At 70.7% G+C, this 21,237-nt stretch carries 23 protein-coding genes and 1 tRNA gene; 19 read left to right on the forward strand and 5 right to left on the reverse strand.

What is annotated here, in order from left to right:
* Nucleotides 1–409, reverse strand: a 409-nt coding sequence (locus tag AB0O65_RS13740) for a hypothetical protein (protein WP_363385945.1), incomplete at its 3' end; no start/stop codon positions are given.
* Between the two features lie 6 nt (nt 410–415).
* On the opposite strand from AB0O65_RS13740, the gene AB0O65_RS13745 reads away from it, so the two are divergent.
* The 18 genes from AB0O65_RS13745 (at nt 416) to AB0O65_RS13830 (ending at nt 17,861) form a co-directional block, all read left to right on the forward strand.
* Nucleotides 416–1,213 carry a hypothetical protein gene (locus AB0O65_RS13745; RefSeq protein ID WP_363385948.1) on the forward strand — a complete coding sequence of 266 codons (798 nt, stop codon included), beginning with the start codon at nt 416–418 and terminating at the stop codon, nt 1,211–1,213.
* Nucleotides 1,213–2,250: an HAD-IIA family hydrolase gene (locus AB0O65_RS13750; RefSeq protein ID WP_191713230.1), complete on the forward strand. Its 1,038-nt coding sequence runs from the start codon at nt 1,213–1,215 to the stop codon at nt 2,248–2,250. Before AB0O65_RS13745 ends, AB0O65_RS13750 begins: the two co-directional genes overlap by 1 nt.
* 43 nt (nt 2,251–2,293) lie before the next feature.
* Nucleotides 2,294–2,461 (forward strand): hypothetical protein, encoded by a 168-nt coding sequence (locus AB0O65_RS13755; RefSeq protein WP_177243835.1) that lies wholly within the window; start codon nt 2,294–2,296, stop codon nt 2,459–2,461.
* Nucleotides 2,458–3,255: a TlyA family RNA methyltransferase gene (locus AB0O65_RS13760; RefSeq protein WP_071643564.1), complete on the forward strand. Its 798-nt coding sequence runs from the start codon at nt 2,458–2,460 to the stop codon at nt 3,253–3,255. The genes AB0O65_RS13755 and AB0O65_RS13760 overlap by 4 nt, the downstream gene beginning before the upstream one ends.
* Nucleotides 3,252–4,157, forward strand: coding sequence for an NAD kinase (locus AB0O65_RS13765; protein ID WP_071643563.1), 906 nt, complete (start codon nt 3,252–3,254; stop codon nt 4,155–4,157). The genes AB0O65_RS13760 and AB0O65_RS13765 overlap by 4 nt, the downstream gene beginning before the upstream one ends.
* A complete protein-coding gene (recN, locus tag AB0O65_RS13770; RefSeq protein WP_191713232.1) occupies nt 4,154–5,842 on the forward strand; it encodes a DNA repair protein RecN in 1,689 nt (562 codons plus the stop codon). The genes AB0O65_RS13765 and recN overlap by 4 nt, the downstream gene beginning before the upstream one ends.
* Before the next feature lie 17 nt (nt 5,843–5,859).
* Nucleotides 5,860–7,557 carry a CTP synthase gene (locus AB0O65_RS13775; protein ID WP_071643562.1) on the forward strand — a complete coding sequence of 566 codons (1,698 nt, stop codon included), beginning with the start codon at nt 5,860–5,862 and terminating at the stop codon, nt 7,555–7,557.
* A gap of 5 nt (nt 7,558–7,562) precedes the next feature.
* Nucleotides 7,563–8,228, forward strand: coding sequence for an NUDIX hydrolase (locus tag AB0O65_RS13780; RefSeq protein ID WP_363385955.1), 666 nt, complete (start codon nt 7,563–7,565; stop codon nt 8,226–8,228).
* 1 nt (nt 8,229) lies between these two features.
* Complete coding sequence (gene xerD / locus AB0O65_RS13785; protein WP_363385958.1) at nt 8,230–9,132, forward strand: site-specific tyrosine recombinase XerD; 903 nt, start codon at nt 8,230–8,232, stop codon at nt 9,130–9,132.
* A 70-nt stretch (nt 9,133–9,202) separates the two neighbouring features.
* Entirely contained in the window at nt 9,203–10,093 is an 891-nt protein-coding gene (locus tag AB0O65_RS13790) for a ParA family protein (RefSeq protein WP_071643560.1), read from the forward strand.
* Nucleotides 10,094–10,097: 4 nt separating this feature from the next.
* The gene (locus AB0O65_RS13795) at nt 10,098–10,916 is read left to right on the forward strand and encodes a ScpA family protein (RefSeq protein WP_225211472.1); all 819 of its coding nucleotides are present in this window, start codon (nt 10,098–10,100) and stop codon (nt 10,914–10,916) included.
* Nucleotides 10,906–11,547, forward strand: a complete 642-nt coding sequence (gene scpB, locus AB0O65_RS13800) for an SMC-Scp complex subunit ScpB (RefSeq protein WP_191713236.1) — start codon at nt 10,906–10,908, stop codon at nt 11,545–11,547. The genes AB0O65_RS13795 and scpB overlap by 11 nt, the downstream gene beginning before the upstream one ends.
* Nucleotides 11,544–12,362 carry a pseudouridine synthase gene (locus tag AB0O65_RS13805; RefSeq protein ID WP_313481020.1) on the forward strand — a complete coding sequence of 273 codons (819 nt, stop codon included), beginning with the start codon at nt 11,544–11,546 and terminating at the stop codon, nt 12,360–12,362. Before scpB ends, AB0O65_RS13805 begins: the two co-directional genes overlap by 4 nt.
* Entirely contained in the window at nt 12,359–13,483 is a 1,125-nt protein-coding gene (locus AB0O65_RS13810; RefSeq protein WP_363385963.1) for a prephenate dehydrogenase, read from the forward strand. Before AB0O65_RS13805 ends, AB0O65_RS13810 begins: the two co-directional genes overlap by 4 nt.
* Entirely contained in the window at nt 13,476–14,162 is a 687-nt protein-coding gene (gene cmk, locus AB0O65_RS13815; RefSeq protein WP_191713238.1) for a (d)CMP kinase, read from the forward strand. Before AB0O65_RS13810 ends, cmk begins: the two co-directional genes overlap by 8 nt.
* A 2-nt stretch (nt 14,163–14,164) precedes the next feature.
* On the forward strand, nt 14,165–15,685 hold the full coding sequence (der, locus tag AB0O65_RS13820; RefSeq protein ID WP_191713239.1) for a ribosome biogenesis GTPase Der: 1,521 nt from the start codon (nt 14,165–14,167) through the stop codon (nt 15,683–15,685).
* Between the two features lie 125 nt (nt 15,686–15,810).
* Complete coding sequence (locus tag AB0O65_RS13825; protein WP_071643553.1) at nt 15,811–16,881, forward strand: Glu/Leu/Phe/Val dehydrogenase family protein; 1,071 nt, start codon at nt 15,811–15,813, stop codon at nt 16,879–16,881.
* Between the two features lie 53 nt (nt 16,882–16,934).
* Nucleotides 16,935–17,861: an NUDIX hydrolase gene (locus AB0O65_RS13830; protein ID WP_363385968.1), complete on the forward strand. Its 927-nt coding sequence runs from the start codon at nt 16,935–16,937 to the stop codon at nt 17,859–17,861.
* 17 nt (nt 17,862–17,878) lie between these two features.
* On the opposite strand, the gene AB0O65_RS13835 is transcribed toward AB0O65_RS13830, so the two are convergent.
* The 4 genes from AB0O65_RS13835 to AB0O65_RS13850 all read right to left on the reverse strand — a co-directional run bounded on the left by AB0O65_RS13835 (nt 17,879) and on the right by AB0O65_RS13850 (nt 20,947).
* Nucleotides 17,879–19,405 carry a DUF222 domain-containing protein gene (locus AB0O65_RS13835; protein ID WP_363385971.1) on the reverse strand — a complete coding sequence of 509 codons (1,527 nt, stop codon included), beginning with the start codon at nt 19,403–19,405 and terminating at the stop codon, nt 17,879–17,881.
* Between the two features lie 66 nt (nt 19,406–19,471).
* Nucleotides 19,472–19,840: an RNA-binding S4 domain-containing protein gene (locus AB0O65_RS13840; RefSeq protein ID WP_313481036.1), complete on the reverse strand. Its 369-nt coding sequence runs from the start codon at nt 19,838–19,840 to the stop codon at nt 19,472–19,474.
* A gap of 38 nt (nt 19,841–19,878) precedes the next feature.
* The gene (locus AB0O65_RS13845; protein WP_071643549.1) at nt 19,879–20,331 is read right to left on the reverse strand and encodes a hypothetical protein; all 453 of its coding nucleotides are present in this window, start codon (nt 20,329–20,331) and stop codon (nt 19,879–19,881) included.
* Nucleotides 20,332–20,362: 31 nt separating this feature from the next.
* Nucleotides 20,363–20,947: a GNAT family N-acetyltransferase gene (locus AB0O65_RS13850; protein WP_363385975.1), complete on the reverse strand. Its 585-nt coding sequence runs from the start codon at nt 20,945–20,947 to the stop codon at nt 20,363–20,365.
* A 144-nt stretch (nt 20,948–21,091) separates the two neighbouring features.
* Between AB0O65_RS13850 and AB0O65_RS13855 the strand changes: the two genes are divergently transcribed.
* A tRNA-Pro gene (locus AB0O65_RS13855) sits at nt 21,092–21,165 on the forward strand.
* The last annotated feature ends 72 nt before the right edge of the window (nt 21,166–21,237 follow it).

Genomic DNA, 21,237 nt, shown 5'->3' on the forward strand with positions numbered 1-21,237 from the left:
GGGTGAGCGTCGTCCTTATGGTGACCGTCCGCAGGGTGAGCGTCGTCCTTATGGTGACCGTCCGCAGGGTGAGCGTCGTCCTTATGGTGACCGTCCGCAGGGTGAGCGTCGTCCTTATGGTGACCGTCCCCAGTCGGGTGAGCGTCGTCCTTATGGTGACCGCCCGCAGGGTGAGCGTCGTCCCTACGGTGACCGGCCGCGGCAGGATCGCGACCAGGGTTCCAGCGGTTCGTTCCGCGACCGGCCGCGCGGTGGCGTCGACCGCCCGGTCAACGAGTTCGCTCCTGTGCGTGAGCGCATTCCCGAGCCGCCGCTGCCGGACGAGATCACCGCACGCGACCTGCACCCCTCGGCACGCAACGAGCTGAAGACCCTCAGCAAGGAGAATGCAGAACAGGTCGCGCGTCACCTCGCGATGGTCGCGCAGCTGATCGACGACGACCCCGCCCGCGCGCACGAGCACGCCCTCGCGGCCTCGCGTCGTGCTGGTCGGGTGGCCGTCGTGCGCGAGACCCTCGCGATCACGGCATACGGCGTCGGCGACTTCGCGCTCGCCCTGCGAGAGCTGCGCACGTACCGGCGCATCTCCGGCAACGACGACCAGATCGCCCTCATCGTCGACAGCGAGCGCGGTGTCGGACGCCCCGACCGCGCCCTCGAGGAGGGACGCGCAGTCGATCGCGCCTCCCTCAGCCCGGCCGTGCGCGTGGCGTTGGCGATCGCGATGTCGGGCGCGCGACTCGACCGCGGCGAGACGGAGCTCGCACTCGGTGAACTGGAGATCCCCGAGCTCGACCCCGACCGCGCCTTCGAATGGAGCCCCGCGCTGTTCTCGGCGCGTGCCGCGGTGCTCGAAGGCCTCGGTCGCACCGATGAAGCCGCGTTCTGGGCGCAGCGCGCCGATGTCGCGGCCGCCGCGCTCGGCCACGACGGCGAGTTCGACGAGATCATCGTGGAAGACGGCCTCGTCGAGGACGTCGAGGACGTCAACGACACCGAGACCGACACCGACGCTGGCAGCGGTTCTGACGCCGATGCATCCGAGCACGCGGTCGATTCTGCCGATTCGCCCCGCGAGCCCGAGGCACAGCCCGAGCCCGAGCCCGAGCCCGAGCCCGAGGCACACCCCGAGCTCGAGTCCGTGCCCGAGTCCGAGGCACAGCCCGAGTCCGAGGAAGCCTCGACCCCAGAGCGTTCGGAGTCCGATCACTGATGGCACTGTTCCGCCGCGCCACCCAGGCATCCACCCCACTCACCGGACGCGACGCGGTCCTCGCCGACCTCGACGGGGTCGTCTACGCAGGACCGCACGCGCTGCCGCACGCGGTGGACAGCCTCAACCGCGTCGCTCAGGCGATGCGCCTCGGCTACATCACGAACAACGCCTCGCGCACCGATGCCTCGGTCGCCGAGCACCTCACCAGCCTGGGACTGAGCGTCGCGCCCGCTGACGTCGTGACCAGCCCCCAGGCGGCGATGCGCCTGCTCGCGACGATGGTGCCGGCGCCCGCGACGATCCTGATCGTCGGGGGAGAGGGGCTCGTGGTCGAGGCGGAGAAGGCCGGATACACGGTCACCCGCAGCGCGGAGGACTCCCCGGCTGCCGTCGTGCAGGGATTCAGCCCGGATGTCGCGTGGACCGATCTCGCCGAGGCGGCGTTCGCGCTGAAGGTGCCCGAGGACGAGGGCGGGATCCCGTGGATCTCCACCAACACCGACTGGACCATCCCGCGCGAGCGCGGCGTCGCCCCGGGCAACGGCACGCTGGTCTCCGCGGTGCACACGGCCATCGGCCGCCTGTCGGTCGTGGCGGGCAAGCCCGAGACGCCCATCTTCGAAGAGGCGATCGCGCGCTTCGACGCGCAGCGTCCGCTGTTCCTCGGCGACCGGCTCGACACCGACATCATGGGCGCCGTGCGTGCCGGTATCGACTCGGCGCTCGTGCTGACCGGCATCGACCGTCCCAAGCATGTGCTCGCCGCCCCGCAGGGGTCGCGGCCCGATTACATCCTCGCCGACCTGCGCGACCTGCACGCGCCGTACCCCGCGACGACCGAGAAGGACGGCGTGTTCACCGTCAACGGCGCGTCGGTGCGCATCGCGAACGGCGACGTGCAGATCCTTTCGGAGGGCTCGGCGCAGATCGACCTGCTGCGCGCAGGAGCGGCGGCCATCTGGGCGACGGGGCTCGCGATCTACGCCTTCCGTGTGCCCGAGAAGCTCTACGCCGATCCTTTCCACAGGCCCTGAGAGTCGCGGCTGCCGCGTCGGCACCGCGGGCTACAGTTGACGGATGGAGCACACGCGAGACGAGCCGACCGATGCGCTCTGGAGCAGACTGCGCCTGATCGAGAGTCAGCCCCTCGCCGACCGGGCCGACGCGTACGGCGCGATGCACGATGAGCTGATGAAGCGCCTCGAGAGCACCCCGCGCACCGACTCGGCGCACGGCACCCGATGACCCGCCTCGACGCCGCCCTCGCGGCCCGGGGTCTTGCCCGTTCACGCACCCACGCGGCATCCCTCATCGCCGACGGACTGGTGAGCGTCGACGGACGCACCATCGTCAAGGCATCCACGCCCGTCGCCGACGAAGCCGAACTCCGGGTCGACGGCGGTGACCACTACGTCAGCCGAGCCGCCCACAAGCTGATCGCCGCGCTCGACGGCTTCGCGATCCTCGTCGACGGGCGTCTCGCCCTCGACATGGGAGCCTCCACCGGCGGGTTCACCCAGGTGCTGCGCGAGCGCGGTGCACGGCGGGTCCTCGCCGTCGACGTCGGACACGGGCAGCTCGCCGCGCAGATCGCCGCCGACCCGGGTGTCACCGCGGTCGAGGGCTTCAACGTGCGCCACATGACCGCGACCTCGCTTGCGGACGCCACAGGTGAGGCCCAGCGTCCCGACCTCGCCGTCGGAGACCTGTCGTTCATCTCGCTCGACCTCGTGCTGCCGGCTGTCGCCGAGACGATCGCGGGCGATGCCGACGTCGTGCTGCTCATCAAGCCGCAGTTCGAGGTCGGCCGCACCGCGGTGAAGGGCGGCCTCGTCACCAGCGCCGCGGCCAGACTCGACGCCGTCGAGCGCACGCTGTGGAGCGCACACGACGCCGGCCTCGGGATGCTCGGCATCCTGCCCTCGCCGATCCTCGGCACGCACGGCAACGCCGAGTACCTCGTGCACCTCGCGCCCGGGCGGGGAACGGATCCGTCAGAATGGTCGGAGCAGATCGCACACGTGGCAGGAGGACGATGAACGCGCGCCCCATCCTGGTCGTCGCCCACGCCAAACGGCAGGACACGGTCGCCGCGGCGCTGCGCGTCGTCGACGCGCTGCGAGGCGCAGGGGCGACCCCCGTGCTGCCGGCCGAGGATCACCGCGAGTTCGTCGCTCTCGACGAGCGCTTCGCCGACGTCGCCCTGCTCGGCGCCGATGTCGCGACCGATGACCTCGAGCTCGCCATCGTCCTCGGCGGCGACGGCACGATCCTGCGCGCGGCGGAGCTCGTGCGCGGCTCGGGCGCCCCGGTGCTGGGGATCAACATGGGCCACGTCGGATTCCTCGCCGAGATCGATCGCGACGACATGGACGCCGCCGTCGCCAGGGTCATCGACCGCGACTACGACGTCGAGGAGCGCCTCGCCCTCTCGGTGCGGGTGAAGGATGCGCACGGTGCCGTCGTCTACGAGACATGGGCGCTCAACGAGGCGACCGTCGAGAAGGCCAGCCGCGAGCGCATGATCGAGGTGGTCATCGAGATCGACGGTCGTCCGCTGTCGAGCTTCGGATGCGACGGCATGGTCGTCTCGACCCCGACCGGCTCGACGGCCTACAACTTCTCCGCCGGTGGACCCGTCATCTGGCCGACCGTCGAGGCCATCGCCGTCGTCCCGCTGTCGGCGCACGCCCTCTTCGCCAAACCGCTCGTGGTGGGTCCGGAGGCGTCGGTCGCGATCGAGATGCTCGAGCGCACCGACGGCAGCGGCATCCTGTGGTGCGACGGCCGCCGGTCGCACGAGCTGCCGCCGGGCGCGCGCGTCGTCGTGCGCCGCTCGTCCCAGCCGGTGCGGCTGGCCCGTCTGCATCCGACCGCGTTCACCGATCGGCTGGTGCGCAAGTTCCAGCTGCCGGTCGCAGGGTGGCGGGGGGCGTCGTGATCGACGAGATGCGCATCCGCGGTCTCGGTGTCATCGACGACGCCGTGCTGCCGCTCGGCGCCGGGTTCACCGCGGTGACCGGCGAGACCGGCGCAGGCAAGACCATGGTCGTCACGGGCCTCGGTCTTCTGCTGGGGGCCAGGGCCGACTCCTCGGCGATCCGCGCGGGGGCTGCGCAGGCATCCGTCGCGGGGGTCTGGACGGTGCCGCCGCAGGGACCGGTGGCCGACATCGTCACCGACGCCGGCGGCGAACTCGAGCCCGCGGGGGACGCTGCGGAACTGTACGTCTCGCGCACGCTCAGCGCCGAGGGGCGCAGCCGCGCGAGCGTCGGCGGCCGTCCCGCCCCCGCCGGCGTGCTCTCATCGCTCGCCGAGGAGCTCGTCGTCGTGCACGGGCAGTCCGATCAGCTGCGGCTGCGTTCCGCCGCCGCCCAGCGCGACGCCCTCGATCGCTTCGGCGGCGAGCCGATCGCTGCTGCCCTGGCGACGTACCGGGAGCGCTTCAGCCGGTGGCGGGAGCTGGATGCTCAGATCACCGAACTCACCGAGAACCGCGACCGGCGCGCGGCCGAGGCGGCTCTGCTGCGCGATCAGCTCACCGAGATCGAGCAGATCGATCCGCAGCCGGGCGAGGACGTCGAGCTGAACGAGCGCGCCGAGCGCCTCGCCAACTCCGAGGAGCTGCGGCTGTCGGCATCCGTCGCCCGATCCGCGCTGTCGAGCGAGGAGGGCGACCCCGACGTCACGGCTCTGCTCGCCGAGGCGCGACGCTCGCTCGAGCGCAGCGCCGACCCGACGCTCACCGGGATAGCCGAGGCGCTGGCCGATCTGGGCTATCGCGCCGCGGATCTCGCCCAGCAGCTCTCCGGCTATCTCGCCGACCTCGACGAGTCGGGCCCGCACGAGCTCGCCGCCGTCGAAGAGCGTCGCGCCGCGCTCGGTGGCCTGATCCGACAGCACGGCTCGCTCGATGAGGCCCTGCAGATCTGGCAGACGGGGTCGCTGCGCCTCGCCGAGCTCGACGACGACGGCGACCGCGTCGAACGGCTCGCCGCCGAGGCCGACAGCGCCCGCGCAGCCCTGGATGAAGCCGCCGCAGCCCTCACCGAGGTGCGCACCGCCGCCGCCGTGCGGCTCTCCGCTGCGGTCACCGAGGAACTGCACGCCCTCGCCATGCCCGATGCGACGCTGGAGGCACGCGTCTCGCCCGGGGCGGAGTCCGCGCACGGGCGCGACGACGTGGCCATCCTGCTCGCCCCGCACCCCGGTGCCGAACCCCGGTCGGTGTCGAAGGGCGCCTCGGGTGGCGAGCTGTCGCGGGTGATGCTCGCGATCGAGGTCGTGATCGCGGGCACCGACCCGGTGCCGACGTTCGTCTTCGACGAGGTGGATGCCGGTATCGGCGGCGCCGCCGCCATCGAGGTGGGCCGCAGGCTCGCCCAGCTGGCCCGGAACTCGCAGGTGATCGCCGTCACCCACCTCGCTCAGGTCGCCGCGTTCGCGAACAACCACCTCTCGGTCGTGAAGTCGAACGACGGCGCGGTGACCGCCTCCAGCGTCACCCGGCTGGACGGCGCGCAGCGCGAGGCCGAGATGGCCCGCCTGCTCTCCGGGCTCACCGATTCCGACGCCGCGCTCACCCACGCCCGCGAACTGCTGAGCCTCGGCTCGGCGATCAACTGATAGGATAAAAGCCCGTGATGAACTCTTCAGTTGCGGCGCCAGACAACGACACCAGCTCCTTCACCACGAAGCACATCTTCGTGACGGGCGGTGTCGTTTCCTCGTTGGGCAAGGGGCTCACCGCAGCCAGTCTCGGCAACCTGCTCACCGCCCGCGGGCTCCGCGTGGTGATGCAGAAGCTCGACCCGTACCTCAACGTCGACCCGGGCACCATGAACCCGTTCGAGCACGGCGAGGTGTTCGTCACCGACGACGGCGCGGAGACCGACCTCGACATCGGACACTACGAGCGCTTCCTCGGCATCAACCTGTCGCGCGCGGCCAACGTCACCACCGGGCAGATCTACTCCGAGGTCATCGCCAACGAGCGCCGTGGCGACTACCTGGGTGCGACCGTGCAGGTCATCCCGCACATCACCGACGAGATCAAGCGCCGTATGCGCCTGCAGGCCACCGAAGAGCCGCAGCCCGACATCATCATCACCGAGGTGGGCGGCACGGTCGGCGACATCGAGTCGCAGCCCTTCCTCGAGGCGGCCCGCCAGCTGCGTCACGAGCTGGGTCGCGACAACGTCTTCTTCGTACACGTCTCGCTCGTTCCCTTCATGGGCGCCTCCGGCGAGCAGAAGACCAAGCCGACCCAGCACTCCGTCGCGGCGCTCCGCCAGGTCGGCATCCAGCCCGACGCCCTGGTGCTGCGCAGCGACCGCCCGGTCAGCGCGAGCAACCGCAACAAGATCGCCCTGATGTGCGACGTCGACGCCGAGGGCGTCATCAACACCGTCGACCTGCCGAGCATCTACGACATCCCGTCGACGCTCAACGACCAGGGCCTCGACGCGTACATCATCCGTCGCCTCGGTCTCGGCCGCGCAGGTGAGGTCGACTGGACGCGCTGGAACACCGTGCTGCACGCGGTGCACAACCCGAAGCACGAGGTCACGATCGGCCTGGTCGGCAAGTACATCGACCTGCCTGACGCGTACCTGTCGGTCACCGAGGCGCTCAAGGCCGGCGGCTTCGCGCAGGAGACGAAGGTCAACATCCGCTGGATCCCGTCCGACTCCTGTCAGACGCCGGAGGGTGCCGCCAAGGCCCTCGGCGACGTCGACGGCATCTGCGTGCCAGGGGGCTTCGGCATCCGCGGCATCGAGGGCAAGCTCGGCGCGCTGAAGTTCGCGCGCGAGCAGGGCATCCCGACGCTCGGCCTGTGCCTGGGTCTGCAGTGCATGGTCATCGAGTACGCGCGTGACGTCGCCGGCATCGAGGGCGCCTCGTCGACCGAGTTCGATCCCGACACCGCAGAGCCGGTCGTCGCGACCATGGCCGAGCAGATCGAGATCCTCGACGGGGGAGACCTGGGCGGCACCATGCGCCTCGGCCTCTACGAGGCCGCCCTCGCCGAAGGCTCGCTCGCCCGTGATCTGTACGGCGCGCCGACGGCCGCCGAGCGCCACCGTCACCGCTACGAGGTGAACAACGCCTACCGGCCGCGTCTGGCCGAGGCCGGTCTGGTGTTCTCGGGCGTGAACCCCGACCTCGACCTCGTCGAGTACGTCGAGCTGCCCCGCGACGTGCACCCGTTCTACATCGCCACCCAGGCGCACCCCGAGCTCAGCTCGCGCCCCACCGCACCGCACCCGCTGTTCCGCGGTCTGGTCGGTGCGGCCATCGAGCGCCACCGCGCCAGCGAGCTGTTCACCGAAGACGCCTGATCCTGATGCCCACTCCAGCCGCCGCTGTCGCGTCGCCCGGAGCCTCCGGGCACGGGGCCCCCATTGACGGGCCGTCATCGGGTCGGTCGGACGACTCTCTGGCAGACGAGCCGTTCGAGCCCGAGGTCCTCTCCAGCGACCTCGCGTTCCACGGCGCGGTCTGGGATGTCCGCGATGACCGGGTGCGCTACGGCGACGGCGAGATCCGTCGGCAGTACGTCGCGCACACCGGTGCCGTCGCCGTCGTCGCGCTCGACGAGCGCGAGCGGGTGCTGCTGATCCAGCAGTACCGGCATCCGATCCGTCACCGCGACTGGGAGCTGCCCGCTGGCCTGCTCGACGTGCCGGGTGAGGACCCGACCCGAGCCGCCCAGCGCGAGCTCGCCGAAGAGGCCGACATCGTCGCCGAGCACTGGGAGCACCTCGTCTCGGCGTGGACGACACCCGGTGGCAACGACGAGATGATCCACATCTATCTCGCGACCGGGCTCTCCGATGCGGACCCGCACGAGCGTCTGGACGAGGAGGCCGACATCCGCGTGGAGTGGGTGCCGCTCTCGGATGCGGCCGACGGGGTTCTCGCCGGCCGGCTGCACAACGGCATCCTGAGCATCGGCGTCCTCGCCGCCGAGCGCCGCCTGCGCGCCGGGCGGCTGCTCGACGAGCGCTGACGTGCGGCTCGAGCGGGCACTCGACGCGTACCTGCGTCACGTCACGATCGAGCGCGGCCTCTCCGAGCACACGGTCGCCGCCTACCGGCGAGACCTCGCCGGCTACGTCGACTGGCTGAGCGAGCAGGGCATCGAGACCACGGATGCCATCGACCCGCGCACCGTGACGGCGTTCATCGCCGACCGCGCCGGCGCCGACCCTCCGCCGGCGGCGACCAGCCTCGCGCGGCTGCAGTCCGCGGTGCGGGGGTGGCACCGCTTCCTCGTCAGGGAGGGGATCGAGACCGCCGATCCGACCGGACGGCTGCGCCCCCCCAAGGCGCCGCAACGTCTGCCCAAGGCGCTCACCATCGAGCAGGTCGAGCGTCTTCTCGCCGCCCCGTCGGCGGACGAGCCGATCGGGATGCGCGATCGCGCGCTGCTCGAGCTGCTGTACGCGACGGGGGCGCGGGTGTCGGAGGCCGTCTCGCTCGACGTCGACGACCTGGCCTACGGTGACGTGCTGCGGCTGCGCGGCAAGGGCGACAAGGAGCGCATCGTGCCGGTCGGGTCGTACGCGCGCGCCGCCGTCGACGCCTACCTCACCCGGGCGCGCCCCGGGCTGGCGGCGAAAGGCAGGGCGACGGCCCGCCTGTTGCTGGGCGCGCGAGGGGCGCCGCTGTCGCGGCAGAGCGCCTGGCTCGTCATCCGCGCCGCCGCTGAACGCGCCCAGATCGACGCCGAGGTGTCGCCGCACACCCTGCGGCACAGTTTCGCGACGCACCTGCTGCAGGGCGGTGCGGACGTGCGCGTCGTGCAGGAGCTGCTCGGCCACGCCTCGGTGGCGACGACCCAGATCTACACGCACGTGTCGGTGGATGCCCTGCGAGACGTGTACGCGACGTCGCACCCGCGGGCGCGCTGACCGTTCGCCGCGTGCCGACCCGGCTCGAGGCCGCCCGGCGGATACAATCGAGCGAGCACGAAGGAGAAGGATGGCGGACAAGGTGACGAAGAGCAGGTCGAAGGCGACGAAGGGTGACGACACCCCCATCGGCCCGACCGGTCGTCCCTACCAGGGGTTCCCCACACCCGCGCCGCTCGCCTCGCACGGCCCGGCGCGCATCATCGCGCTGTGCAACCAGAAGGGCGGCGTCGGCAAGACGACGACCTCGATCAACCTCGCCGCCTCCCTCGCCGAGTACGGCCGTCGGGTGCTCGCCGTCGACTTCGACCCGCAGGGTGCGCTGTCGGCCGGCCTGGGCATCCAGACCCACGACGTGCCCACCGTGTACGACCTGCTGCTGGACACCAAGCGCGACCCGCGTGAGGCGATCGTGCACTCGGCGGTGCCCAACCTCGACGTGCTGCCGGCGAACATCGACCTGTCCGCAGCCGAGGTGCACCTCGTCAACGAGGTGGCTCGCGAGACGATCCTCTCCCGGGTGCTGCGGCACGTGTCGGGCGAGTACGACGTCATCCTCATCGACTGCCAGCCGTCGCTCGGCCTGCTCACGGTGAACGCGCTGACCGCGGCGCACGGCGTGCTCATCCCGCTCGAGTGCGAGTTCTTCGCCCTGCGCGGTGTGGCGCTGCTGATCGAGACCATCGACAAGGTCCGCGACCGGCTCAACCCCGCCATCGAGCTCGACGGACTGCTCGCCACCATGTACGACCCGCGCACGCTGCACTCGCGTGAGGTGCTCGAGCGCGTGGTCGAGGCCTTCGGCGACGACGTGCTCGAGACCGTGATCGGTCGCACCGTGAAGTTCCCCGACGCGTCGGTGTCGGGCGTTCCCATCACTGAGTTCGCGCCCGAGCACGCCGCAGCACAGGCGTACCTGCGACTGGCGCGGGAGCTGGTCGCCCGTGGCGCCGTCGCCTGAGGATCTGAGGCAAGCCGACGCCGTTCGCGGCGCTGAGCCGGTCGACGCGTTCCGGGTCTCGCTGTCGAACTTCGACGGCCCGTTCGATTTGCTGCTCACCCTCATCTCCAAGCACGAGCTCGACATCACCGAGGTGTCTCTGAGCCGCGTCACCGACGAGTTCATCTCGTACCTGAGAGAGCTCGACGGCGACGCCGAACTCGACCAGGCATCCGAATTCCTCGTCGTGGCCGCGACCCTGCTCGACATGAAGATCGCCGGGCTGCTGCCGCAGGGCGAGCTGGTGGATGCCGAATCGGTGGCGCTGCTCGAGGCACGCGACCTGCTGTTCGCCCGTCTGCTGCAGTATCGCGCGTTCAAGGAGGTCTCGGCGTGGTTCGCCCGCTGCCTGCAGCGCGAGGACCGCCGGCACGTGCGCGCCGTGCCGCTCGACGAGAAGCATCGCAGCCGGACGCCCGAGCTGGTCTGGACGCTGACGCCGGCCGACTTCGCCGCGCTGGCCCTGATGGCGTTCACTCCGAAGGAGCTGCCGACGGTCGGGCTCGACCATCTGCACGCGCCGCTGGTGAGCATCCGCGAGCAGGCCGCGATCGTCGTGACGCTGCTGCGCAGCACCGAGTCGCTGACCTTCCGTGAGCTCGTCGCGGGCGTCAGCGAGCCCGGCGTCGTCGTCGCCCGCTTCATCTCGGTGCTCGAGCTGTACCGTCACGCCGCGCTGTCGTTCGAGCAGCTCGAGCCGCTGGGCGAGCTGACTCTGCGCTGGTCTGCGGAGAGCTGGTCGGATGAGCAGCTGGCCACGTTGGGAGCTGACTATGACCGATGAGACGGATGCCCGCGCCGTGGATCCCGTCGCAGAACCGGATTCCCCTCAGGAATCAGCGAGCGACGCGCCCCAGGGCCCGCCGCTCGCCGAGCGCGTCGAGGCGATCCTGCTGATCGTCGACGAGCCGATCTCGCTCGTCGCTCTGGCCGCTGCCGTGCACGCGCCCGTGCCCGCGGTGCGGCAGGTGCTCGAGCAGCTGGTCGCGGACTACGACGGCCGCGGCCGCGGTCCGCGCCGCGGGTTCGAGCTGCGCGAGGTCGGGGGCGGCTGGCGGCTGTACGTGCGCGACGACCACGACGACCTGGTCGCGGACTTCGTCGGCGGTCAGGCGCCGGCGCGCCTCTCCCAGGCGGCTCTCGAGACGCTCGCCGTGATCGCCTACAAGCAGCCCGTGACCCGCGGGCAGGTGGCATCCATCCGCGCCGTCAACGTCGACTCGGTGGTGCGCACGCTGCTCGCGCGCGGGCTCATCACCGAGCTGTTCGCCGACTCCGAGACCGGCGCGATCAACTACGGCACCACAGACCAGCTGCTGCAGCACCTCGGCATCAACTCGATCGACGAGCTGCCGCCCATCTCGCCGCTGCTCGACGACGGCGCCGACGGATTCGAAGAGGGAATGATCCGATGAGCACTGACCGACCCCCGATGGACCAGCCCGAGGGCATCCGGCTGCAGAAAGCGCTCGCGAACGCCGGCGTGGCCTCCCGCCGCGTCATCGAGCAGTACATCGTCGAGGGGCGCATCCGCGTCAACGGCAGGACGGTCACCGAGCTCGGCACCCGCATCGACCCCGACACCGACCTGATCGATGTCGACGGCACCGCTGTGCAGCTCGACGTGTCGAAGCGCTACGTGATGCTGAACAAGCCGACCGGTGTGGTCAGCACCATGAAAGACGAGAACGGCCGGCCCGACCTGCGCCGCTTCACGAAGGAGTGGCCGGAGCGGCTGTACAACGTGGGGCGACTGGATGCCGAGACCAGCGGCCTGCTGATCCTCACCAACGACGGCGACCTGGCCCACGTGCTCGCGCACCCGTCGTTCGGCGTCACGAAGGTGTACATCGCCAAGGTGTCCGGCACCGTCACCGCGCAGACGATCGCTCAGCTGACCCGCGGGATCGAGCTCGAGGACGGCCCGATCAAGGCCGACAAGGCACGCCTCCTCGATGTGTCGCGCGGGTCGAGCCTGGTCGAGCTCACGCTGCACTCCGGCCGCAACCGCATCGTGCGTCGCATGATGGCTGCGGTCGGGCATCCGGTGGACGAGCTGGTGCGTCGGCAGTTCGGGCCGCTGCACCTGGGAACTCTCCCGGTGGGCAAGGCGCGCGAGCTGACTAAAATCGAACGAGGCGCACTGCTGACCCTGTCGCGCCAGGATTCCCCGGCGCCCGCTGCCTCCGAGCAGCGTCGAGCGCACGACAGCCCTCAGGAGAACGAGTGAGCGATTCCCACGATGCGCGCGCGAGGCAGAACGCCGCGCGGCTCTCGGGGACGGTGCGCGTCGTCGGGGCCGGGCTTCTGGGCGCCAGCATCGGTCACGCGCTGCGCGCCAAGGGCGTCGACGTCGTGCTCGCCGACGCGTCGCCGTCGCAGCTGCGGCTCGCCATCGACTACGGGGCAGGCCGCGCCGCACGTGAAGACGACGCACCGCGGCTGATCGTCGTCGCCGTCCCGCCGGACGTCACCGCCAACGTCATCGAGGCCGAGCTGACCGCGCATCCGGATGCCGTCGTCACCGACGTCGCGAGTGTGAAGCTCGAGCCGTTCGACGAGCTGCGCCGCCGCGGCATCGACCTGACCCGCTACATCGGCTCCCACCCGCTCGCCGGGCGCGAGCGCGGGGGAGCGATCTCCGCACGCGCCGACCTGTTCATCGGCCGGCCGTGGGTGGTCTGCCGCGACGAGCAGACGCGCGCCGCCGACCTCGCTCTGGTCGAGGCGCTCGCGCTCGACGTCGGCGCGCTGCTGCTCGAGATGACGCCGCAGGAGCACGATCGCGCCGTCGCGCTGACCTCGCACGTCCCGCAGGTGGTCGCGAGCCTGCTCGCCGGCCGTCTGGCCGAGGCCGAGGAGGGCTCGCTGCGCCTGGCCGGCCAGGGGGTGCGCGACACGACACGCATCGCCGCGTCGGCCCCCGAGCTGTGGGTGCAGATTCTGGGCGCGAACGCCGCGCCCGTCGTCGAGCTGCTCGACGCGCTGGCCGTCGACCTCAAGGAGGTCGCCGACGCGCTTCGCGAGCCGGATGCGCCGGGGGCCCGGCGCACGGTGGCGGATGCCATCCGCCAGGGCAACGAGGGCGTCGAGCGCCTGCCGGGCAAGCACGGCCAGAACCGGCACTTCGAGACCATGGTCGTCATGGTCGACGACACCCCCGGTCAGCTGGGACGCCTGTTCGGCGAGCTGGGCGAGCTGGGCGTGAACGTGGAGGACCTGCGCCTGGAGCACTCTCCGGGCGCGCAGTTCGGTCTCGCCGAGATCAGCGTGGCACCCGCCGCGCTGCGCGGCGCGATCGACGGGCTGGAAGAGCGCGGCTGGCGGATTGCGGGGAACACCAATGACTGATGCTTCGAAGTTCATCGCGATCGACGGACCCGCCGGTTCCGGCAAGTCCAGCGTGTCGAAGGAGATCGCCCGCCGCGAAGGCTACGGCTACCTCGACACCGGGGCCGCGTACCGGGCGCTCGCCTGGCACGTCCTCGACCGCGGAGACGACACGGCCGATGCCGATGCGGTTCGCGCCGCGGCATCCGCCTTCCCGTTCTCGCAGGGACTCGACCCCGACGACCGGATCGTGCGCGTCGGCGACGTGGACGTGACCGCGGCCATCCGGGAGCCGCGCGTGTCGAATGCCGTCAGCGGCGTCGCCCGCGTGCCCGAGATCCGCGTGCAGGTGAACGAGATGTTCCGCCGCATCGTCGCCGAGTCGGAGTACCCGGCCGTGATCGTCGAAGGACGAGACATCACCACCGTCGTGGCGCCGGACGCGCCCGTGCGGATCCTGCTGACCGCAGCGCCGGAGGTGCGCGCCGCCCGGCGCGCCGGCGAGCTCGCCGGCGAGAACGCCGCGGTCGTCGCGGAGGCGCTGCACAAGCGCGACGCATCCGACAGCACCGTCGTCGACTTCCTCAACGCCGCCGAAGGCGTTGACGTGGTCGACTCCACCGAACTTGATTTCGCGCAGACCATCGACGCCGTGCTCACGGTGATCGCCCAGCGGCGCGACGCTGACAGAGGAGCTTGAACATGGCCGATGAAGAGTACACCGGCGCCCCGGACGATCTCGCCGAGAAGATGGCCTCGCTCGACGAGGACTTCGCCGAGCAGCGCGCCACGGCGATGCGCGCGTCGCTCACCGACTACGAGCTGGAAGAAGACGACGCCGCGCTGCTGGAGGGCATCGCCCTCGGTGAGGACGGCATCGAGTACTCGCCGGCTCTGCCCGTGGTGGCGATCGTCGGCCGCCCGAACGTGGGCAAGTCGGCGCTCGTGAACCGCATCCTCGGCCGCCGCGAGGCGGTCGTGGAGGACACCCCGGGCGTCACGCGCGACCGGGTGACCTACAAGGCCGAGTGGAACGACCGTCGTTTCTCGCTCGTCGACACCGGCGGGTGGGAGCCGGACGCCAAGGGCATCGACCGCTCGGTCGCCGCCCAGGCGGAGGTCGCGATCGACCTGGCCGACATGGTGCTGTTCGTCGTGGACGCGAAGGTGGGCGCCACGTCCACCGACGAGCACGTCGTCAAGCTGCTGCGCAAGAGCGGCAAGCCGATCTTCCTCGTCGCGAACAAGATCGACGACGCGCGCCAGGAGCCCGAGGCTGCACCCCTGTGGAACCTCGGCCTCGGCGAGCCGCACCCCGTCTCGGCCATCCACGGCCGCGGCGTGGCCGACCTGCTCGACCTCGTGATCGCGAAGCTGCCCGAAGTGTCGGCTGTCGCGAAGGCGGAGATCGGCGGCCCGCGTCGCGTCGCCATCATCGGGCGCCCGAACGTGGGCAAGTCGTCGCTGCTGAACAAGGCCGCGGGCGAGGAGCGCGTGGTCGTGAACGACCTCGCCGGCACCACCCGCGACCCGGTCGACGAGATCGTCGAGATGGGCGGCCGGATGTGGCGTCTGGTCGACACCGCGGGCATCCGTCGGCGTGTGCACCTGCAGCAGGGAGCCGACTTCTACGCGTCACTGCGCACCTCGGCCGCCCTCGAGAAGGCCGAGGTCGCCGTCGTCGTGCTCGACGTCTCGCAGTCGATCAGCGTGCAGGACTTGAACATCATCGACATGGTGCTCGAGTCGGGCCGTGCGCTCGTGCTCGCGTTCAACAAGTGGGATCGCCTGTCTGACGACGACATGGAGAACTCCGATCGTCGCCGCTACCTCGAGCGCGAGATCGAGCAGGACCTCGCGCACGTCGCGTGGGCTCCGCGGGTGAACATCTCCGCGAAGACCGGTCGGCACCTCGACAAGCTCGTGCCCGCTCTCGAGCAGGCGCTCGAGAACTGGGACCGCCGCATCCCCACCGGCAAGTTCAACGCGTTCATCACCGAGCTCGTCGCCGCGCACCCGCACCCGCTGCGTGGGGGCAAGCAGCCGCGCATCCTGTTCGGCACCCAGGCGTCGACGCGTCCGCCGACGTTCGTGCTCTTCACGACCGGATTCCTCGACCCGGGCTACCGCCGGTTCGTGCAGCGTCGCCTGCGTGAGCTGTACGAGTTCGAGGGAACCCCGATCGTCATCAACATGCGGGTGCGCGAGCGCCGACAGCGCTGATCGGTCGGCTCCTCGAGCACGGCTCTTGGGTCCCTGAGCCCGTCGAAGGGATAATGGCGTCGGGTGCCGCAACACCGCGGCATCCGACGCATCGCCCACGAGGCCCCGCACGATTCGAGGATGCAATGTCGCACACGCTGCCCCTGCCCGATTTCACCCACGAGCGCGTGGAGGTGACGACCGGACGACGCAGCGGGCTGTTCATCGCCGTGGCGCTGCATTCGTCGGTTCTCGGCTCCGCCCTGGGCGGCGCGCGGCTGTGGACCTACCCGCACTGGAGCGACGCCCTCGGCGACGCGCTGCGGCTGTCGGCGGCGATGACGCTGAAGAACGCCGCTGCGGGGCTGGATGCCGGGGGCGGCAAGTCGGTGATCGGGCTCGCGCCCGGCGAGACCCTCGACGCCGAGCGTCGGCGGGACGCGTTCCTCGACCTCGGCGACGCCGTCGAGCTGATGGGCGGTCTGTACCGCACCGCGGAGGACGTCGGGTCGACGACCGATGACATGCTGACGGTCAGCGAGCGCACGCAGCACGTCGTCGGCCTGCCCTCCGCCGTCGGCGGATCGGGGGAGCCGGCAGGCCCCACCAGCCTCGGGGTGTACGCCTCGCTGCAGGCGGTTCTCGAGCGGGTGACCGGATCGGCGGATGCTGCCGGGCGGCGCATCACGATCTCCGGTCTCGGTCAGGTGGGTGGCCGCCTGGCGGTGCGACTCGCCGAGCAGGGCGCGCAGCTGACCGTCACCGACATCAACCCCGCGCGCCGGGCGTTCGCCGACGAGATCGGTGCGACCTGGGTCGAGCCGGGCGCCGAGCATCTCGTCGCCGGCGACGTGTTCGTGCCCGCCGGGATCGGCGGCGTGCTGACCGACGAGATCATCGACGCCCTCGACGTGAAGGCCGTGTGCGGCCCGGCGAACAACCCGCTCGCCGATCGTTCGGGTGCCGATCGGCTCGCGCAGCGCGGTGTGCTGTACGCGCCCGACTTCGTCGTGAACGCCGGCGGAGTGATCTATCTCGACCTCGAGGCGAAGCGCATCGGCTCCAGCGAGGAGATCATGCACCGTGTCGCCGGGATCGGCGACACGGTGCGCCGGATCCTCGACGACGCGGATGCCCGCGGCGTGACGCCGCTGCTCGCCGCAGAGGAGCTCGCCGCGTCGCGCCTGCGTGCGGGGACGGCGGTCGGCGCACGCTGACTCTTCTCGACCTGCTCGCGCCGAAGGGCGTCACGACATGAAAAGCTGGGGGAGTGACGATCGTTCCCCCGGCCCCTGATGAGCCGCGACGCCCGCTCGGCCCGCAGAACGCGGGTGATGCGTGGGTCGTCGCGCCGACGGGCGAGAAGTACTGGGGCAGGTTCGGAGCGGCGGGCGTGCTCGCCGTCGATCCTGAGCGTGGGGTGCTGCTGCAGCACCGCGTCGGATGGAGTCATTTCGGCGGCACCTGGGGCATTCCCGGAGGGGCGCTGCACGAGGGCGAGTCCGCACTCGACGGCGCCCTGCGGGAGGCGCAGGAGGAGGCGGGTATTCCCGACGGCGCGCTGCACGCGCGGTTCGCGCGGGTGCTCGACCTGCAGATCTGGTCGTACACGACCGTCGTCGCCGACGTTCTCGCGCCGTTCGATCCGGTGATCAGCGATCCCGAGAGCCTCGCCCTGGAGTGGGTGCCGGTCGAGGAGGTCGACAGGCGTCCGCTGCACCCCGGTTTCGCCGCGTCGTGGCCCCTGCTGCGTTCGCTGTTGAGCGTGCACCCCGCGATCGTCGTGGACGCAGCGAACGTCGCGGGGTCGGTGCCAGACGGCTGGTGGAAGGACCGCGCGGGTGCCGCGACGCGCCTGCATGAGCGGCTGTCGAGCTGGGCCGCGGACGGCGTGGACGCCGGATCGCTCGGCCTCGAGGCCGACCGCTGGTTCCCGCCCGTGTCGATGGTCGTCGAGGGCGCGGCGCGCGCGATCCCGGATGCCGGGCATCAGGCACACGGGGCCCGCGTCGCAATCGTGCGAGCCGCCGGGGCCGGAGATGATGCGATCGTCGAGGAGGCCCGCCGTCTCGTCGCAGACGGTTCCGAGGTGATCGCCGTGACCAGCGACCGGGGCCTGGCCGTGCGACTCGACGAGGTCGACGCTCGAGTCGAGTCGGCCGGCTGGCTGCTGCGCCAGATGGATGCCCGCGGCTGACCTGCGAAGGCTCTGGATCAGAACGGGGGTCGCTCCGTTGATCTTGGATCGACCTCGTGCGGCGCACCCGGTGCATCCGGAGGCTCGACAGACGGCACGAACATCACTCGCCGGCTGGGTCTGTCTCGATAGCGGCGTCCGTTCGGACTGATCCATTCGACCGAGCGATCCGGAAGCTGACGGGCGTACCACCGATGACTGTCGGGTATGTCGGGGTGCTTGATCGGATGATGTCTGCCGCAGAAGTGCGCGAGATTGTCGATGTGCGTCTTCCCGCCCAGGGCCCAGTCCTCGTTGTGGTCGGTCTCGCACCGGTGGATCGGGGCACGGCATCCCGGGAAGCGGCAGCGCTGATCACGCGCTCGCAGGAATCGCCGCATCTGCTCGGTCGGGGTGTATGTGTCGGTCTCGACCACCATTCCGGAGGGATCGAGGAAGAGGCGAGTCCAGCCGGTGCGCTGGCCGGCGAGTGACCGCGCCACCTCGGGCAGCAGCGGCCCCACTCCATCGAGCTCGGCAGGGCCATCGTCTTCGCCGGCGAGCGTCGTGGCGGCGACCGTCACCTGAATCGTCGCGCGGATGCTCTCGAGCCCCGTACCGTGCGCCTCGGTCGGCGTCGACGCGAGCAGCAGGTCGGTGAACAGGTCGGCGCGCAGCTGATCCATCGTCCTTGCGTCATCCGGCACGTGGATGATGCACGGGCTGTCGTCGTGGCATCTCGGGTCGGGAGGCAGATCGAACGGATCGGCGGTGAAGGTGTGCGATCCGAAGATCGCGCCCTCGGTCGGATCGGCGTCCGGCATCCCGTCGCCCACCGGAAGCAGGGTCTCGGGGTCGAGGCCGACTTCTTCCGGCTCCGACGGACCGAATTCCGGTCGGCGGTCTTCCGGGTGCTTCAGCATATGCCGAGCCATCTTGGTGAGCCGGTCGACGATGGCCAGTCCCAGGTGCTCGGGCAGCACCGCCTGCAGCAGCACGAGCCCGTCGCCGATCGAGCGCACGGTGATCGTGCGCTCGGTGGCGGCTCGCTCATGCTGCTCGACGACGGTCGACCCGGCTAGCGCGGCGGCGAGGCGTCGCGCCTGCGCGCGGGTGCGCGTTGCGGTGTCGTTCTCCGCTGTCTCGAGAGCCGCAGCTTCGTAGAGCATCAGGGTGCCGGCCTCGACGACACCCGTCTCGATCGCCTCGCGAACAGGCGCGGCCTCGCGCAGGATCTCCCGCACATGCCCCGGCGTGATCCGACCGGCCGCGAACGACTCACGCACCGCGCCGAACTCGGTCGCCAGCAGATGAGCGTCGGTGAACGCGAAGGTCATCGAACCCTGCGACACGTGGCCTGCGGCCGAGTACTCGGCCATCATCGAGCGCTCGATGGCATCCCGATGCTGCGGAGCGGCCGCCACCTCTTCCTGCCAGAGCTCCCACCGGCGGGCGAGCAGCGTCGACGCCTCGGCCTGCAGCATCGCGATCTCGCGCTGCTTGGCCGACCACTCGTCGAGCAGCGCCGTGCGCCGTTCGATCAGTGCGTTCCACCCGTCGTCCATGCATCCAGATTAGAACATACCTACGACATTCGTCGGGGTCGGTACGGATCTGTGGATAACTCGGGGTCAGTCCTCGCGCGAATCCCGACCGCGCAGCCGGTCGATCTCGCGCCTCTCGCGCTTGGTCGGCCGCCCGGCTCCACGGTCGCGCACGGCCAGCATGGCCGACGGCTCGCGAGGGGGAGTGCGGTCCTCGTACGCCGTCACCGCGACGGGGGCGCCGACGCGCTTCGACAGCGTCTGCTTGACGACGAGGATCCGATCGAACCCCGACATGCGCACCCGCACCTCGTCGCCCGGCTTCACCGTCTGCGCGGCCTTCGTGCGCTCGCCGCCGACACGCACGTGACCGGCACGGCATGCCGTCGTGGCGGCCGAACGGGTCTTGTAGATGCGTATCGCCCACAGCCAGCTGTCGACGCGCACGGGTTTCATGGCATCCATCATCGGTCGGAAACAGGGGTGAGGAGCGATCAGCCCTCGACCGTGACCTCGCCGATGCTGCCGTCGACGCCGAGGTGCACGGCGGGCCAGTACCCCTCGGGGAAGTGCCGCCCGCACGAGTCGGTGAAGTGCAGCACCGTCGCGTCGTCGGTGATCTCGACGGTGTCGAGCACGAGATCGGCGGCTCCCTCATCGAGCTCGGTGGTGGACGGCGCGCTGTCGCTGAAGTGGGTGATGACAGCGTCGGATGCCCGGCGCCGGATCTCATCGAGATCCTCGACCACACGGTGCGCGCGGGGGACGAGCGTGCGCACCGCTTCGACGTCGGCGCCGTCGATCATCAGCTCGATCTCGCGACCGTCGATCGTCAGCGCACCCGAGAACCAGTCGTGCGTGACGACGTCGCCATCGTCGAGCGTGGTCTCGGCGCGGGAGAGGATGCCGAGTTCCGGATCTTCGATGGTCGGATGCGTGGTGCTCATGCGGTTACCGTAGCGCCTGAGCGCTCCACGATCAGTCGGCCAGCCCGCGCGTCATCAGGACTCGCCGTGCGGTGAGGTCGCGGCCTCGTTCGAAACCGGCCGCGAGGAAGGTGGTGGCGGTGCCGTGGTACAGGTCGTTCGATCGGTGCGAGCCGGTGGAGGTGTCGACCGGATACGCCTCGATCAGGCGTGCGCCGGACTCGCGGGCGTAGTCGAGAGCGGATGCCAGCAGTCGAGCGGTAAGTCCCCTCCCGCGATGCTCCCGCCGGACGACGAAGCACGTGACCGCCCATACCGACTCGTCATCGAGTGGTTCGGTGGTCGCGGAGACGATGGCGCGGGTGTGCAGGATGCGCTGCTGCACGGTGCGCGGTCCGACCCGGACCCATCCCGCAGCCTCGCCGTCGGCGTACGCGATGAGCCCCGGGGGAGGGCCGGACGCGATTTCGTCCCGCAGCATGTCGCGTCGCTGCTCGGGTGTCGTCGTCTGCCAGACCCTGTTGCGCACGATGGGCCAGATGCACTGGCGGCCGACGCCGTCGCCGCCGCCGGAGAGGGAGTGCTGCACGTCGTCCCATCGGGCGATCGTGGCCGGTTCTGTGATGATCCTCGCCATGCCGGCACGCTACGCCGGGGTGCGGACATCGGCAACGGATGCATGCTCGAGGCGGCGTCCGCCACGCCCGGCGGCGCCGGTTCGCGGTGGCTGAATCCGTCGGCTACGATAGTGGAGTTGCCCGCGCGAAAGCGCGGACTGCCACGGGCTGTGGCGCAGCTTGGTAGCGCACTTGACTGGGGGTCAAGGGGTCGCAGGTTCAAATCCTGTCAGCCCGACGTAGACGCAAAGAGGAGGGTGTCTCGATCCGCGAGGATCGAGACACCCACCTCTTTGCGTCTACTCGCGCT

The sequence above is a fragment of the Microbacterium sp. NPDC077391 genome (assembly GCF_040686955.1).
GTDB lineage: Bacteria > Actinomycetota > Actinomycetes > Actinomycetales > Microbacteriaceae > Microbacterium > Microbacterium commune.

Coding starts and splice junctions, on each gene's coding strand:
- AB0O65_RS13750 (WP_191713230.1), top strand. CDS start 1,213: ATGGCACTGTTCCGCCGCGCCACCCAGGCATCCACCCCACTCACCGGA.
- AB0O65_RS13805 (WP_313481020.1), top strand. CDS start 11,544: ATGAGCACTGACCGACCCCCGATGGACCAGCCCGAGGGCATCCGGCTG.
- AB0O65_RS13755 (WP_177243835.1), top strand. CDS start 2,294: ATGGAGCACACGCGAGACGAGCCGACCGATGCGCTCTGGAGCAGACTG.
- AB0O65_RS13780 (WP_363385955.1), top strand. CDS start 7,563: ATGCCCACTCCAGCCGCCGCTGTCGCGTCGCCCGGAGCCTCCGGGCAC.
- AB0O65_RS13850 (WP_363385975.1), bottom strand. CDS start 20,947: ATGGCGAGGATCATCACAGAACCGGCCACGATCGCCCGATGGGACGAC.
- AB0O65_RS13825 (WP_071643553.1), top strand. CDS start 15,811: ATGTCGCACACGCTGCCCCTGCCCGATTTCACCCACGAGCGCGTGGAG.
- AB0O65_RS13760 (WP_071643564.1), top strand. CDS start 2,458: ATGACCCGCCTCGACGCCGCCCTCGCGGCCCGGGGTCTTGCCCGTTCA.
- AB0O65_RS13845 (WP_071643549.1), bottom strand. CDS start 20,331: ATGAGCACCACGCATCCGACCATCGAAGATCCGGAACTCGGCATCCTC.
- cmk (WP_191713238.1), top strand. CDS start 13,476: ATGACTGATGCTTCGAAGTTCATCGCGATCGACGGACCCGCCGGTTCC.
- AB0O65_RS13765 (WP_071643563.1), top strand. CDS start 3,252: ATGAACGCGCGCCCCATCCTGGTCGTCGCCCACGCCAAACGGCAGGAC.
- AB0O65_RS13835 (WP_363385971.1), bottom strand. CDS start 19,405: ATGGACGACGGGTGGAACGCACTGATCGAACGGCGCACGGCGCTGCTC.
- scpB (WP_191713236.1), top strand. CDS start 10,906: ATGACCGATGAGACGGATGCCCGCGCCGTGGATCCCGTCGCAGAACCG.
- der (WP_191713239.1), top strand. CDS start 14,165: ATGGCCGATGAAGAGTACACCGGCGCCCCGGACGATCTCGCCGAGAAG.
- AB0O65_RS13790 (WP_071643560.1), top strand. CDS start 9,203: ATGGCGGACAAGGTGACGAAGAGCAGGTCGAAGGCGACGAAGGGTGAC.
- AB0O65_RS13745 (WP_363385948.1), top strand. CDS start 416: ATGGTCGCGCAGCTGATCGACGACGACCCCGCCCGCGCGCACGAGCAC.
- AB0O65_RS13775 (WP_071643562.1), top strand. CDS start 5,860: ATGAACTCTTCAGTTGCGGCGCCAGACAACGACACCAGCTCCTTCACC.
- AB0O65_RS13840 (WP_313481036.1), bottom strand. CDS start 19,840: ATGAAACCCGTGCGCGTCGACAGCTGGCTGTGGGCGATACGCATCTAC.